Here is a 13,663-nt window from a genome sequence, read left to right on the forward strand (position 1 = left end):
TTGCCAAGGAAGTCGTCGATGCTCGAACGCCGCGCGTGTTGGTTGGTGGCTTGGTTGATGGGCTTGTCGTGCGCACAGGCGCAAGAGGACTGCGCCGAACTCGTCGTGACCGGCAACCCGGAATACCCGCCCTATCTGTGGCGCGATCCGAACATGCCCGGGCAGCTGATCGGCGCCAACGCCGACCTGATGCACTATCTGGGCAGCAAGCTGGGGTTGCGCGTGCAGGTGCGCGATGTCGGGCCCTGGCCACGGGCCCAGGAAGAGGTGCGGCTGGGCCGTATCGATGGCATCGCCGGCTATTTCCGCACCGACGAGCGCGAGCAGGATGTGGACTTCATCCAGCCAGCCTTTCTCTCCACACCGAGCATGGTCTGGGTACGTCGCGACGAGGTCTTCGCCTATCGACAGTGGTCCGACCTCAAAGGCCGTACCGGCGGCACTTTGGTCGACAACAGCTACGGGCAGGCTTTCGACGAATATGCCCAGGCCAACCTGGACCTGGAGCCTGTGCCCAGCGCCAACCAGGCCTTCGAAAAACTCTTGCACAAGCGCAACGACTACCTGGTCTACGAACGCTATCCAGGGGCTGCGCTGTCCCAACGCCTGGGGATCGATCAGGCATTGCGCGTGCTGGAGCCGCCGATCTCCAGCGAAGGCCTGTACCTGGCGTTGTCCAAGGCCTCGCCATGCAATACCCAGGCGCTGCGCGAAAAACTGTCGGCATTGATGCAAGGGTTGGCCGACGGCGACTTGGCCGAGCAGTGGGTCACGCGCAACCTCGAGCGCTGGAACGTCCAGTCGCCTGCCCAGCCCTGAAACTCACACCGGCAGGCTCTGGTAGGGCTGTTCTTCGCCAGGGCTGCGGGCGAACTGCCGTTTGTACTCTCGGCTGAACTGCGACGTGCTCTGGTAGCCCACCCGATGCGCCGCCTGGGCCACGCCCACGCCTTCGCCCAGCAGCATCTGCTGTGCCTTGAGCAGGCGCAGACGCTTGAGGTACTGCATCGGCGCCAGTTCCGTGCAGCGTTTGAAGTGCTCGTGGAAGGTCGACACGCTCATGTTGGCGCGCTCGGCCAGGGCTTCGACGCCGAGCGGTTCGGGGTAGTGCTCGCGCAAGAAACTCAACGCGGCGCCGATTCTGGCGAAATGTCCCTGTTGCTCCACCAGTGCGCGCAGCACGCCCGCCTGGGGCCCGCGCAGGGCGGTATAGAGCACTTCGCGCACCCGGCCCGGGCCGAGCACCTGGGCGTCCAGCGGGTCTTGCAGGCAGGTCAGCAGCCGCTCGACGCTGGCGCGCATCGGTGCGTCCAGGGCTGCCGAGGTCATCGACTGCGGCGTCTGCGCCTGCACGCGGTCGGTAGGCGGCAGTTGTTGCACCAGTTCGGCCAACACGTTGCGGTCGATGTCCACCGCCACGCCCAGCAGCGGTGCGTCGGGGGTGGCGAAGGTCTCGCACATGAACGGCACCGACAGCGCCTGCACCAGGTAATGCCCGGCACCGTACTCCAGGGTGCGCGGCCCGAGGCGCGCCAGTTTGCTGCCCTGGGCGAGGATCATCAGGCTCGGCTCGTAGATCTGCGGGCTGCTGGCCACGTAATGGTCCCAGCTCAGTACCTGCACCTGCGGCAAGTGCGTAGGCACGAAGCCGGGCCGTGTGGTGAGGGCGCCGATCAGTTTGCACAGCCGGGCGTTGGCATCGACATGACGGGTGAGCTCCATGGAAAACCCAGGTAGAGAATCAGACAGGCGGATGATCGCAGATTGAACCTATTGCGCCAGCACAATGGAGAAATTTTCGGAGAATCAGGCAAGCCTGCCGGAGAATCTGCAATGGGCTGGCCTGGCCCGAATGGGCACAATGGTTCACCTGAAACGATTAACGTCGTTCGCAACGATTTCCGTCTGTCACTTGCCCGCGAGGTCCAGCATGTACACCGCCATCGGTTATGCCGCGCAAACCCCCACCAGCCCCCTGGCCCCCATGACGTTCGAACGCCGCACCCCCCGTCCGGACGATGTCGCCCTCGAAATCCTCTATTGCGGCGTGTGCCACTCCGACATCCACCAGGCCCGCAACGAATGGGGCATCGCCGTCTACCCGCTGATGCCCGGCCACGAAATCATCGGCCGGGTCACCGCGGTCGGCAGCGACGTCACCGCCTACAAAGTCGGCGACATGGTCGGCGTCGGCTGCATGGTCGATTCCTGCCGCACGTGCAAAGCCTGCAAATCCGACCTGGAGCAATATTGCCAGGAAGGCCCGACCATGACCTACGCCACCCCCGACCGCGTCGACGGCAGCAACACCATGGGCGGCTACTCCAACAGCATCGTGGTCAGCGAACACTTCGTGGTGCGCATCCCCGAAGGCCTGGACCTGGCCGCCGCCGCGCCCATCCTGTGCGCCGGCATCACCACCTACTCGCCGCTCAAGCACCATGGCGTCGGCCCAGGGCACAAGGTCGGCATCCTCGGCATGGGCGGCCTGGGCCACATGGGCATCAAGCTGGCCAAGGCCTTGGGCGCCGAAGTGACCCTGTTCACCCGTTCCCAGGCCAAGGCCGAAGAGGCCCGTCGCCAGGGCGCCGACCATGTGATCGTGTCCACCGACGAGGAGCAGATGCGTGCCGCCGCCGGCCGCTTCGACTTCCTGCTCGACACCATTCCGGTGCAGCACGACCTCAACCCCTACCTGGAAACCCTGACCTTCGACGGCGTGCACATCCTGGTCGGCCTGATCGAACCCGTCGAGCCACCGGTGCATGCCGCCAACCTGGTGCTCAAGCGCCGGGTGATCGCCGGCTCCCTGATCGGTGGCATCGCCGAAACCCAGGAAGTACTGGACTTCTGCGCCGAGCACAAGGTCAGCTGCGACATCGAGATGCTCGACATCCGCAATATCAACGAAGCCTACGAGCGCATGATCGCGGGCGACGTGAAGTACCGCTTCGTGATCGACATGGCCACGCTGAAGGCCTAATCGCACAGGCATGAAAAAGCCCGGGGCCATTGCGGTGGCACCGGGCTTTTTTCGTTTCGGCCGACTCAGTTGGCGGCGAGCGGATCGTCCTGCGACAGAATGGCCTGGGCCAGCTCTTCGTCACCGATCTGCAGGCCTGGGTTGGCCTGACGCACTTGCTGCAGGGCCGATTCGACGTAGGCACCGCGAATCGCGCCACCGCTGGCGACGAAGGCCGACAGGTCGTCGCGGGCTGGCAGGATACGCTTGTCATCCTTGAAGGTGGAATAGAGCGACGCGGATACGCCGGCCGACGTGGCGACATCGCGGCCATCGACACGGGCAAAGGCTGCGCCGGCAGGCAACAGGAGCATGAGAGCAGGAACGAGAATGAGCTGACGCATGGCGAAACCTCCGGAGGGAATGGGGGTGCCGAGGGTGGGCACGCATTTTTGAGCGCCAAACCGGGGGGTGAGTTCCACCGGCGTTGCCGCCGGCCGGTTGCCGTGTTAGAACCCGCACCTGCCATTCGCCAGCCCAATGCCCCGATGCCTGCCATTACCAAAGCCACTAGAGCCCTGTTCGATCTCGACCTGCTGCGCGCTGTAGTGGTGGTCGCCGACTGCGGCAGCTTCACCACCGCCGCCGCGCGCCTGCATTCCACGCAATCGACCATCAGCCAGAAAGTCCGCCGCCTGGAAGACATGGTCGGCCACCGCCTGCTGGTGCGCGGCAACCGCGACGTGCTGCCCACCGATGCCGGGCAGACCTTGCTCGGTTACGCCCGGCACATGCTTGCGCTCAACGATCAGATGCTCGAAGCCCTGGCCGGCGCACGGGTCGGTGTGACCGTACGCCTGGGTGTGCCGGAGGACTTCGTCGGCGGCCCCACGACCACCGCCCTGGCGGCATTCGCCCGGCAGCATGCGCAGGTCAAGCTCGAAGTCACCAGCGGCCTGTGCCGCGACCTCAGCCAGGCCTATGACAACGGCGAGCTCGACCTGGTCCTGCTCAAGCAGCGGCGCAATGCCCGCGACAGCGTGGCGCGCTGGCCGGAGCGCCTGCAATGGGTCGACAGCGCCCACGCGCCGGCTTTCGGCCTCGATCCCGTGCCCCTGGTGACCTTTCCGCCCCGTGGCTTGTACCGCGACGACATGATCAACGCCCTGGAAGCCATGAGCCGTGCGTGGCGCATCAGCTTCACCAGCTCCAGCCTCAGCGGCTTGCAGGCGGCGGTGGCCGACGGCATGGGCATCAGCCTGCTGCCGCCGCGCGCGGCCACGGCCATGCATCGTGTATTGGGCGCCAGGGAAGGGCTGCCGGAAGTGGACAGCTATGAAATCGTCCTGGTCCATCGCCCCACCGCCGACGTCATGGTCAAGGCCCTGGCCGAGGTGCTCGGCGAACTGCTGCACAGCGCCGCCCACTGATTCCCGACCGCACCCCTTGGCCAGCATAGGGTCCATTGGAAGGTGCACGCGACCAGCGCCCGTGTTGAGCACTGCGGGTGTGCGAAAAAAGCCTGGTCTGTGATGCTGGCCAGTCGAGCTGTAAAAGGTATCGACTGGGGCTGCTTTGCAGCCCATCGCGGCTCATCGGAGCGCCGAACCGGCCGCTCCTACAGGGTAGGTGTGATGCCGTTGGCGCGACAGGTTGGGCGCTGCGCAATCGCCGCCAGGCAAGCCGGCCGTTCGCACCGCCCGTTCAATTCCAAGGATGCTCCATGCTGCTCATCGAAAAGCTGCACAAAACCTACCCCACAGCGCAGGGCCCGTTGCCGGTGCTGCAAGGCGTCGACCTGCACCTCGATGCCCACAGCAGCCTAGCCTTGATGGGCGAGTCGGGCAGCGGCAAGAGCACCTTGCTGCACCTGATCGCCGGCCTGGACCGGGCCGACAGCGGGCGCATCCTCATCCACGGCCAGGCCCTCGACGCACGCAGCGAGGCGGGGCTGGCGCAGTGGCGACGCGAATCCATCGGCCTGGTGTTCCAGCAGTACAACCTCATTCCTAGCCTGGACGTGGCCAGCAACCTTAGCTTCCAGGCGCGTCTGGCCGAACGCCACGACCCCACCTGGGCCACTTACCTGGCCGAACGCCTGGGCTTGGTCACGCTGTTGCGGCGTTACCCCGAGCAACTTTCCGGCGGGCAGCAGCAGCGCGTGGCCATCGCCCGTGCCCTGGCCGGGCGCCCGGCGCTGTTGTTGGCCGACGAACCCACCGGCAGCCTCGACGAGGGCAGCAGCGAAGAAGTGCTGGCGCTGATGCTGCAATTGATCGACGAAGCCGGCAGCAGCGTGCTGATGGTCACCCATAGCGAACGCCTGGCCGAGCGCTTGCAACGGCGTTGCCGCTTGCAGGCCGGACGGGTACTGCCCGAGCTGAGCCGATGAACGCCCTGCGCATCGCCCTGCACACCCTGCTCAGCCACTGGCGCAGACACCGCCTGCAAGGGGTGAGCATCTTTCTCGGCCTGTGCCTGGCGACCACCCTGTGGACCGGCGTGCAGGCGCTCAACAGCCAAGCGCGCAGCGACTATGCGCGGGCCAGTGCGGTGCTGCGCACGGCCAGCCAGGTGCAACTGCTGGGGCGTACCCACGAACGTTTCGACCAGAGCCTGTACGTGCGCTTGCGTCTGCTCGGCTGGCCGGTCAGCCCGGTGCTGGAAGGGCGCGTCACCTTGGCCGGCGACGCACAACTGGGCGTGCGCCTGATCGGCATCGAGCCGCTGAGCCTGCCCCGCGGCTTCAGTGTGGCCGGCACCCGCGCCGAAGGCTTCGACCTGCCGGCATTCATCGGTGCCACCGGGCAGACCTGGATCGGCCCGGACACCCTGCGCAGGTTGGGTCTGCATGAGGACGACGCCGTCAGCACCGCCGAAGGCGTGCGCCTGCCGCCTTTGCAGGTGCAGGCAGGCCTGGCGCCGGGCGTGGTGATCGTCGATATCGGCCAGGCGCAGCGCGTCTTGCAGGCGCCAGGACAGGTGTCGCGGCTGTTGCTGGACGGTGCGGCAAGGCCTTTGCCGAGCGAGTTCGACGCGCAGTTGCGCGTGGCGCCTGCCGAAGACGATGGCGACTTGCAGAGGCTGACCGAAAGCTTTCACCTGAACCTCACGGCCCTGGGTTTGCTGGCGTTCGTCGTGGGGCTGTTCATCGCCCATGCGGCCATCGGCCTGGCGCTGGAGCAGCGCCGTGGCCTGATCCGCACCTTGCGCGCCTGCGGCGTCAATCTGGGCACGGTGCTGGCCGCGCTGGCGCTCGAACTCGGCCTGTTCGCCGTGCTCGGCGGGCTGGCCGGCGTGGCGGGAGGCTACCTGTTGGCGGCGGCCTTGCTGCCTGACGTGGCTGCCAGCATGCGCGGCCTCTATGGCGCACAAGTCGCCGGGCAGTTGAGCCTGTCGCCGGCCTGGTGGGCCAGCGGCCTGCTGGTCAGTGTGGTCGGGGCGTTGCTGGCCGGCGTCAGCGCGGTCTGGCGCGCCGCGCGGCTGCCGTTGCTGGCCCTGGCCCAGGCACAGGCCTGGCGCCGGGCACAGGGGCCTTGGCTGCACCGCCAAGCCCTGGCTTCGCTGGGGCTGGCAGCGGTCGCCGTCGCCTGCTGGGCGTGGGGGCAAGGACTGCCCAGTGCCTTCACCCTGTTGGCTTGTCTGCTGCTGGCGGCGGCGCTGCTGTTGCCGCTGTTGCTCGACCGGCTGTTGGCGGGCCTGGCGCTTGTGTGCCGACGGCCGCTGGCGCAATGGTTCATCGCCGACAGTCGCCAGCAGTTGCCTGCGCTCAGCCTGGCGCTGATGGCATTGTTGCTGGCCCTGGCCGCCAGCGTCGGTGTCGGCAGCATGACCGAAGGCTTTCGCCGCACTTTCACCGGATGGCTCGATCAGCGCCTGTCCGCCGACCTGTACCTGACGCCGCGCGACAGCGAGCAAGCCGAGACCATCGACCGCTGGCTGGCCGAACAGCCCGGTGTCAGCGCACGCCTGCCGACCTGGCGCACCGAACTGCGCCTGCAACAGTGGCCGGCGCAGGTGCAGGGGATCGTCGATGCACCCTGGTATGGCAGGCATTGGCCGCTTCTGGCGCAGCGAGAGGATGCCTGGGCGCAATTGGCCGCCGGCACTGGGCTGATGCTCAGCGAGCAACTGGCGCGGCGTCTGCACGTGGGGTTGGGCGACAGCGTCGAACTGCCCACCGCGACGGATGCCGACCGCCAAGCGCTGACGGTGGTCGGGCTGTACGCCGACTACGGCAACCCGAAAGGCCATGTGCTGGTCAGTGCGCCCTGGCTGCGCGCCCACGTGCCGCAAGCCAGCCTCAGCGGCATTGCCGTGGCCGTGGCGCCGGAGCAGCTCAGCCCGTTGCAGCGACAGTTGCAGGAGCGCTTCGAGCTGGGGCCGAGCCGTCTGGTGCAGCAGGCCACCTTGAAGGCCTGGTCGACCGAAGTGTTCAGCCGCACCTTTGCCGCTACCGCCGCGCTCAATACCCTGACCCTAGGCGTGGCCGGCCTGGCCCTGTTCATCAGCCTGCTGACCCTCGGCCAGAGCCGCCTGGGGCAACTGGCGCCGCTCTGGGCACTGGGCGTGCCGCGCCTGCGCCTGATCGGCCTGTCCCTCTGGCAAACCCTGCTGCTGGCCAGCCTCACCGTACTGCTGGCCATGCCCCTGGGGCTGTTGCTGGCCTGGTGCCTGGTGGCGGTGGTCAACGTGCAGGCCTTCGGCTGGCGCCTGCCGTTGATGGTCTTCCCCGGGCAATTGCTGCAACTGGCAGGCCTTGGCCTGTTCACCAGCCTGGCGGCCAGCGCCTGGCCGCTCTGGCAACTGGCACGGCGCCAGCCGGCCGACCTGTTGAGGACCTTCACCCATGAAGCGTGAATGCTGCCTGCTGCTCGGCCTGTTCCTGGCCGGATGCGACGCCCCCGAACCGCCTGCGCGCAGCTATGCCGGCCTTGGTCAGGAGGCGGCCGCCTACACCCAGGTGCAACGCGGAGTGCCTCTGGTGTTCCCACGCGACCACGGCGCCCACGACGGCTTTCGCATCGAATGGTGGTACGTCACCGCCAACCTGCACGATGCCCAGGGCCGCGACTGGGGCGTGCAGTGGACCCTGTTCCGCTCGGCGCTGCGCCCAGGTGCGGTCGAGCCCGGCTGGAGCAGCGCCAACCTGTGGATGGCCCACGCCGCGCTGACCGGGCCTGGCGGGCATCAGTCCAGCGAACGCCTGGCCCGCGGCGGCATCGGCCAGGCCGGCGTGCAGGCCGCGCCCCTGCGCGCCTGGATCGATGACTGGTCGCTGACCGGCGATGCGCAGATTCGCGACCTGAACATGCGCGCCCAAGGCGAGGGCTTCGCCTACGACCTCGATCTCGCCAGCCAAAAACCCTTGGTGCTACACGGCGACCATGGCTATAGCGAGAAGTCCGGCCAGGGTCAGGCGTCTTACTACTACAGCCAGCCGTTCTACCAGGTCAGCGGGGTCGTGGAACGCGGCGGCCAACGCATCCCCGTCACCGGCAACGCCTGGCTCGACCGCGAATGGAGCAGCCAGCCGCTGGCGGCCGGGCAGTCGGGGTGGGACTGGTTCTCCCTGCACCTGGACGGCGGCGCCAAGCTGATGTTGTTCCAGGTGCGCCAGGATCACGGCAAGCCCTACCGCGCGGGCACCTGGATCGGCGCCGATGGCCGTAGCGAGCCGTTGCAGGGCGAGCAGATCCGGCTAACGCCGCAAGCTTCCACGCGCCAGCATGAAGGCCAGGTGGTACCGACCCGTTGGCGCGTGCAAGTGCCGGGCAAGCGACTGGACATCGAGGTCCAGGCTCTGGAACCGCAGGCTTGGATGCACACCCGATTTCCTTACTGGGAAGGCCCGGTGCGCATCGAAGGCACTAGCGGCGGGCGCGGGTACCTGGAGATGACCGGCTACGCGCCGCCGGGCTAGGGTTCCCGGTATTCCCCAGCGCTCAGCGAACATCGAACCGGGCAAAGCGCGCTTGGATCAATGCCGCTCGTCGGCTTACCATGAGTGAACTTGAAGGCTACTAATGGTCAGGCTAATAGTTACGCATTGCCAGGGGGGCGCTTATGCAACAACGTTTCGTCATCGTGCCGGCATTGCCTGTCGAAAAGGACATATACAAACGCCGGGCACTGTCATGGGCCAGCCTGTGCAACCCGCGATTCGACCTGTACGACACACTCGAGAAACAACGTCTGCCGTTGAGCCTGAAGGACCGGCCCGAAGCCGAGGCCGAATGCAGCCGGCGCAATTGCCTGGGCTGAATCAGCGACAGGCAAGGGCAACAGGTGCCCAGCGCTCGAGGGCGCTTAGCTGAAAAGCAGACGGCCTGCACGTTGGCGACCCCTTCACGAAAACGCCCATACGGAATGTGTATGGGCGTTTTCATAGGGGTTCTCTTGGGGCGGCAGGGCTACTCGCCCGGCCAGTGCGATACCGATGCGTTACAGCGCGTAATGCTTCAACTCCCGCGCAATCAGCAGCCGCTGAATCTCGCTCGACCCTTCATAGATCTGCGTGATGCGCGCATCGCGGTAATAGCGCTCGACCGGGTAGTCCTCCAGATAGCCATAGCCACCATGCACCTGGATCGCCATCGAGCACACCCGCTCGGCCATTTCCGAGGCGAACAGCTTGGCTTGCGAGGCCTCGGACAAGCAGGGCCGGCCGGCGCTGCGCAGGCGCGCGGCATGCAGGATCAGCAGGCGTGCGGCGTTGACCTGCACCTGCATGTCGGCCAGCAGGTTGGCGATGCTCTGGTGCTCGCCGATCGGCTTGCCGAACTGCACCCGCTCACGGGCATAGCCCAGCGCCGCCTCGAACGCCGCCCGGGCGATGCCCAGGGCTTGGGCGGCGATGCCGATGCGCCCGCCTTCGAGGTTGGAGAGGGCGATGGCCAGGCCCTTGCCGCGCTCGCCGAGCAGGTTCGCGGCCGGGATGCGGCAGTCGCTCAAGCTGACCGCGCAGGTGTCGCTGGCACGGATGCCCATCTTGTGTTCGCTGCGCTCGACATTGAAACCGGGGGTGTCCGTGGGCACCAGAAAGGCCGACAGGCCTTTTTTGCCCAGATCCGGGTCGGTCACGGCGAAGACGATGGCCAAGCCCGCCCGGCGCCCGTTGCTGACGAACTGTTTGGCGCCATTGAGTACCCATTCGTCGCCCACGCGCTCGGCACGGGTGCGCAGGTTGTGCGCCTCGGAGCCGGCCTGGGGCTCGGTCAGGCAGAAGCAGCCGATGACCTCGCCACGCGCCAGGCGCGCCAACCAGGTGGCTTGCTGCTCGGCATTGCCATGGGCCAGCAGTGGTCCGCAGCCCACCGAGTTGTGGATGCTCATCAGCGCGCCGGTGGCGCCGTCGGCCACGGAGATTTCCTCCACCGCCAGGGCGTAGGCGACGTAGTCGGTGTAGCTGCCGCCCAGGGTATCGGGTACCACCATGCCGAGCAGGCCCAGTTCGCCCATCTGGCGCACCACGCCGTCGTCGATCCAGGCCGCTTTTTCCCAGGCCTGGGCATGTGGGGCGATCTCGTTGCGGGCGAAATCGCGCGCCATGTCGCGGATCATCACCTGCTCTTCGTTCAGTTCGATGTCGTGCATGCGCAGCTCCGGGTCAAAGGCCTTCGAAGAATCGCGCCACCTGGGCGTCCGTCACGGCGGCGGGCGTAGGAGGGTTCCAGCGCGGTTGTTTGTCCTTGTCGATCAGAAGCGCGCGCACGCCTTCGATGATGTCGCCGTGCTCGAACCACTGCCGGTCGACATGCAGCTCCTGGGCGAAACACTGCTCCAGGGTCAGCTCGCGACCGCGGCGCACCAGCTCCAAGGTCACCGCCATGGCCAGGGGCGAGCGGGTTTCCAGCAGGTCGGCGGTGGCCAGCGCCCAGGCATGGCTGTCGCCGAGGTTCACCGCGCGCAATTGTTCGATGAACGCCGGCACGTCGGCCTGTGCGAAATAGTGGTCTATCGCCGGACGCAGGGCCGCCAGTGGCGCGTCTTCCAGACGCTGCTGACCGAGCTTGGCGAGCAGCCCTTGCAGATCCTTGAGCGGGTAGCTGCCAAACTGCACACGGTCCAGGCCCGCGTCCAGCTCAGCCAGGGTGGCGCTCGGCAGGTACCAGTCGGCCAGCCCGCAATACAGGGCGTCGGCCGCCTGGATCTGGCCGCCGGTGACGGCGAGGTAGACGCCCAGTTGGCCGGGCAGGCGCGAAAGGAAATAGCTGCCGCCCACATCGGGGAAGTAGCCGATGCCCACCTCCGGCATGCCCAAACGGCTGCGTTCGGTGACGACGCGCAAGTCGCACGCCTGCGCCAGGCCCATGCCGCCGCCGAGGGTGAAGCCGTCCATCAGCACCAGCAATGGCTTGGGGTAGCGGTGCAGGCACAGGTCGAGCGCGTATTCCTCTTCGAAGAACACCTCGTGCAAGGTGCTGCCGGCTGTGTAGCTGTCGTACAGCGAGCGGATGTCGCCGCCGGCGCAAAAGCCTTTCGGGCCTTCGCCGCGCAGCACCACGGCCAGCACTTGGTCGTCGTGGCGCCAGGCGTCGAGTTGGCGCTGCAGGCTGCGCACCATCTCCAGGGTCAGCGCGTTGAGGCCCTCGGGGCGGTTCAGGGTGAGGTGGCCAATGCGGTTGCGGACGCTCGCCAGCACTTGGGCGGCGGGCGGGGTTGGGGCCTGTGCGGTCATCGCGATCTCCTTGCGGTGGTTGTCGTTGTCCGGGAAGCGCTGCGCTACGCGGGGTGGGCCGATGCTGGCATGGGCACAAGGGCCCGGACAATCGGCAAATCTGCAGCGCGGTGCTGCATTTTTGCCGGGCTCGGCTCTCCCTACGGGTGCGTGCGCGTCGTGCTTGTGACAGCGACGGCGAGTAGATGACCTATTGACTTACCCTAAGGCCCTGTACGAACCGATAGTGTCTTGACCGCGAGGCTGCGCCCAAGCCCCCGCAGTTTGAGCCACTGCCAAACGCGCATGACCAGGCCCAACGCGACCCCGCTAGACCGCCAGCTGAAGCAGCTCAAGCGCCAGTGCTCGATGAACTCTGTCTGCCGTTCGTGCAATTGATGGCTGGAATTGTCCAGGCTCACCCGCGAGGCATCGATCCACGTCCAGCCTTCGTCCAGCCCCCATTGGATCAGCGCTTCGAGCAAGACCCGGCCGCTGCCCAGGTCGCGGTGCTCGGGCAGGAAGGCCAGGTTGTAGTCGTAGAAGCGCCCAGCTTCTAGCAGGCCCAGGCGGTAGCTGATGCAGCGTCCGTCCAGCTCCAGCAGGACCGCACAGACCTGGCCCTGCGCGGCCAGTGCGGTGAACGCTCGGTACATCCACTGCCGGCGCTGTGCGCCGGAGAAGATGCCCACTGCGTCGTCGCCTTTCCAACTGGCGTCTTCCACCGCGCTGACCGCGTCGAGCAGTGCGCCGATGTTCGCCGCGTCGGCCAGCACGCGGCGCTCCACCGCGCCGCAGGCAGCGATGCGCTTGCGCGCCCGGCGCAATTTGTAGCGCGGGTCGCCGCTGACCTCCTGGCGGTCGGCGGCACTGATGCGATGCACCGGCACGCGGCAACCCAGGCGCCGTTCGAAGGCCGAGCTGTCCCTGGCCCAGCACTCCAGCCAAGGCTCGTCGGCGAGCGCCGGGCAGACTTCGCTCAGTTGCAGCAGCGCGTGCGGCAGGCGCTGGCGGATACAGCGCAGCACCTGGCCGGCGGCTTGCACCGGCAACTCGTTCATCAGCGCGATCCGATCGCTCAGCGGATAGCCCAAGTGGCGCACCACCGCCACGCGCAGCGGGCCGAACGCCTCGCGGCTGCGTACCAGCGGCAGGCACAGGCGCAGCTCGCCGTCCGCATGGCCCAGCAGCACCGCCAGTTCCTGGCGCGGCCCTAGCGCGTGGGCGGCTGCACGCAACCAGCCCAGGTGGTTGAACGGGGTACTGCCGGCCACGCGCTGGCGCAGCGCCTCGTAGTCGACGGCAGGAAAACTCGCCTCGCTCAGCGAGTGGCACCAGCGCAGTTCCACGGCCATGGCTCAGGCCGCCGTCGCCGACGGTGTGGCCACGGCCTTGCGCAGCCAGTCCAGGCGCGAGCCGTGGTAGCGGCTCTGCCGGTAAAACTTGTAGCCGAACAGGTGATACACGTGCTGGATACGCCCCTGTTCGCGGTAGCCCATGCGCAAGTGCAGACGCAGCGCCGGGATGTTGTGCAGCGCACACACATCGACCACTTTTTCGCAGCCCTGGGCACGCATCACCTGCCACAGGCACAGCTGCGCCTCGGTGGAAATCGGCGTGCCCCAATAACGGCGTATGGACTCGCCACCGAACTGGAAGAACTCGCCAGGCCTTACCGAGAACCAGCAGCCGAAGTGGTGGCGGTCGTGGTAGTCGCGGGTACTGCCCCAGACGAAGGCGCAGGCGTCGCCGTCCTCGTCCAACCACATCAGCCCCACATGGCCCTCGGCGGCCAGTTCGCGCATGGTCTGCACGCGGTCGCCGAAGTGCCGGGCGAAGGCCGGCGCGTTGTGCACCGTGATGCGTTGCATGTGCAAGGGCGGCGCAGGTCTGGTGCTGTGCGGCGGCACGGGGGTCACCAGGTCGCGCTCCATCCACAGAAGCTGTTCATGGCGATAGACGTAACGCCGCACGATGCCGTTGACGGCGCCGCGCAGGCCTTTGCGTCGGACGTACTGCTCAAGGGTGCTCAAGGCTGAGAT

The 13,663-nt window shown here is 67.1% G+C and carries 13 protein-coding genes; 7 read left to right on the forward strand and 6 right to left on the reverse strand.

Annotated elements, in window-relative coordinates; translation table 11 throughout:
- The first annotated feature begins 18 nt into the window (after window positions 1-18).
- Complete coding sequence (locus AA0Z93_RS17925; protein WP_413047620.1) at window positions 19-819, forward strand: substrate-binding periplasmic protein; 801 nt, start codon at window positions 19-21, stop codon at window positions 817-819.
- A gap of 3 nt (window positions 820-822) precedes the next feature.
- On the opposite strand, the gene AA0Z93_RS17930 is transcribed toward AA0Z93_RS17925, so the two are convergent.
- A complete protein-coding gene (locus tag AA0Z93_RS17930) occupies window positions 823-1,722 on the reverse strand; it encodes an AraC family transcriptional regulator N-terminal domain-containing protein (RefSeq protein ID WP_413047619.1) in 900 nt (299 codons plus the stop codon).
- Between the two features lie 208 nt (window positions 1,723-1,930).
- Between AA0Z93_RS17930 and AA0Z93_RS17935 the strand changes: the two genes are divergently transcribed.
- Window positions 1,931-2,983 (forward strand): NAD(P)-dependent alcohol dehydrogenase, encoded by a 1,053-nt coding sequence (locus AA0Z93_RS17935; protein ID WP_413047618.1) that lies wholly within the window; start codon window positions 1,931-1,933, stop codon window positions 2,981-2,983.
- 65 nt (window positions 2,984-3,048) lie between these two features.
- On the opposite strand, the gene AA0Z93_RS17940 is transcribed toward AA0Z93_RS17935, so the two are convergent.
- On the reverse strand, window positions 3,049-3,366 hold the full coding sequence (locus AA0Z93_RS17940; protein ID WP_296267801.1) for a DUF2388 domain-containing protein: 318 nt from the start codon (window positions 3,364-3,366) through the stop codon (window positions 3,049-3,051).
- Window positions 3,367-3,510: 144 nt separating this feature from the next.
- Between AA0Z93_RS17940 and AA0Z93_RS17945 the strand changes: the two genes are divergently transcribed.
- The 5 genes from AA0Z93_RS17945 (at window position 3,511) to AA0Z93_RS17965 (ending at window position 9,226) form a co-directional block, all read left to right on the forward strand.
- Entirely contained in the window at window positions 3,511-4,392 is an 882-nt protein-coding gene (locus tag AA0Z93_RS17945) for a LysR substrate-binding domain-containing protein (RefSeq protein ID WP_413047617.1), read from the forward strand.
- A 293-nt stretch (window positions 4,393-4,685) separates the two neighbouring features.
- Complete coding sequence (locus AA0Z93_RS17950) at window positions 4,686-5,354, forward strand: ABC transporter ATP-binding protein (RefSeq protein WP_413047616.1); 669 nt, start codon at window positions 4,686-4,688, stop codon at window positions 5,352-5,354.
- The gene (locus AA0Z93_RS17955) at window positions 5,351-7,822 is read left to right on the forward strand and encodes an FtsX-like permease family protein (protein ID WP_413047615.1); all 2,472 of its coding nucleotides are present in this window, start codon (window positions 5,351-5,353) and stop codon (window positions 7,820-7,822) included. Before AA0Z93_RS17950 ends, AA0Z93_RS17955 begins: the two co-directional genes overlap by 4 nt.
- Window positions 7,812-8,885: a lipocalin-like domain-containing protein gene (locus AA0Z93_RS17960; RefSeq protein WP_413047614.1), complete on the forward strand. Its 1,074-nt coding sequence runs from the start codon at window positions 7,812-7,814 to the stop codon at window positions 8,883-8,885. The genes AA0Z93_RS17955 and AA0Z93_RS17960 overlap by 11 nt, the downstream gene beginning before the upstream one ends.
- 143 nt (window positions 8,886-9,028) lie before the next feature.
- Window positions 9,029-9,226 carry a hypothetical protein gene (locus AA0Z93_RS17965; protein ID WP_413047613.1) on the forward strand — a complete coding sequence of 66 codons (198 nt, stop codon included), beginning with the start codon at window positions 9,029-9,031 and terminating at the stop codon, window positions 9,224-9,226.
- A gap of 180 nt (window positions 9,227-9,406) precedes the next feature.
- On the opposite strand, the gene AA0Z93_RS17970 is transcribed toward AA0Z93_RS17965, so the two are convergent.
- The 4 genes from AA0Z93_RS17970 to AA0Z93_RS17985 form a co-directional block, all read right to left on the reverse strand.
- Entirely contained in the window at window positions 9,407-10,558 is a 1,152-nt protein-coding gene (locus AA0Z93_RS17970; protein ID WP_413047612.1) for an acyl-CoA dehydrogenase family protein, read from the reverse strand.
- A gap of 13 nt (window positions 10,559-10,571) precedes the next feature.
- A complete protein-coding gene (locus AA0Z93_RS17975) occupies window positions 10,572-11,642 on the reverse strand; it encodes an enoyl-CoA hydratase/isomerase family protein (protein WP_413047611.1) in 1,071 nt (356 codons plus the stop codon).
- A 203-nt stretch (window positions 11,643-11,845) separates the two neighbouring features.
- Window positions 11,846-12,976 (reverse strand): GNAT family N-acetyltransferase, encoded by a 1,131-nt coding sequence (locus AA0Z93_RS17980; RefSeq protein ID WP_413047610.1) that lies wholly within the window; start codon window positions 12,974-12,976, stop codon window positions 11,846-11,848.
- A 3-nt stretch (window positions 12,977-12,979) separates the two neighbouring features.
- Window positions 12,980-13,663 carry an N-acetyltransferase gene (locus AA0Z93_RS17985; RefSeq protein ID WP_413048405.1) on the reverse strand — a complete coding sequence of 228 codons (684 nt, stop codon included), beginning with the start codon at window positions 13,661-13,663 and terminating at the stop codon, window positions 12,980-12,982.

It is taken from the genome of Pseudomonas phoenicis (assembly GCF_047302395.1).
Lineage (GTDB): Bacteria > Pseudomonadota > Gammaproteobacteria > Pseudomonadales > Pseudomonadaceae > Aquipseudomonas.

Bases quoted from the DNA above. Each gene is read 5' to 3' on its own strand.
- AA0Z93_RS17945 (WP_413047617.1), top strand. From the start codon at position 3,511: ATGCCTGCCATTACCAAAGCCACTAGAGCCCTGTTCGATCTCGACCTG.
- AA0Z93_RS17935 (WP_413047618.1), top strand. From the start codon at position 1,931: ATGTACACCGCCATCGGTTATGCCGCGCAAACCCCCACCAGCCCCCTG.
- AA0Z93_RS17955 (WP_413047615.1), top strand. From the start codon at position 5,351: ATGAACGCCCTGCGCATCGCCCTGCACACCCTGCTCAGCCACTGGCGC.
- AA0Z93_RS17940 (WP_296267801.1), bottom strand. From the start codon at position 3,366: ATGCGTCAGCTCATTCTCGTTCCTGCTCTCATGCTCCTGTTGCCTGCC.
- AA0Z93_RS17975 (WP_413047611.1), bottom strand. From the start codon at position 11,642: ATGACCGCACAGGCCCCAACCCCGCCCGCCGCCCAAGTGCTGGCGAGC.
- AA0Z93_RS17965 (WP_413047613.1), top strand. From the start codon at position 9,029: ATGCAACAACGTTTCGTCATCGTGCCGGCATTGCCTGTCGAAAAGGAC.
- AA0Z93_RS17970 (WP_413047612.1), bottom strand. From the start codon at position 10,558: ATGCACGACATCGAACTGAACGAAGAGCAGGTGATGATCCGCGACATG.
- AA0Z93_RS17925 (WP_413047620.1), top strand. From the start codon at position 19: ATGCTCGAACGCCGCGCGTGTTGGTTGGTGGCTTGGTTGATGGGCTTG.
- AA0Z93_RS17930 (WP_413047619.1), bottom strand. From the start codon at position 1,722: ATGGAGCTCACCCGTCATGTCGATGCCAACGCCCGGCTGTGCAAACTG.
- AA0Z93_RS17980 (WP_413047610.1), bottom strand. From the start codon at position 12,976: ATGGCCGTGGAACTGCGCTGGTGCCACTCGCTGAGCGAGGCGAGTTTT.
- AA0Z93_RS17950 (WP_413047616.1), top strand. From the start codon at position 4,686: ATGCTGCTCATCGAAAAGCTGCACAAAACCTACCCCACAGCGCAGGGC.
- AA0Z93_RS17960 (WP_413047614.1), top strand. From the start codon at position 7,812: ATGAAGCGTGAATGCTGCCTGCTGCTCGGCCTGTTCCTGGCCGGATGC.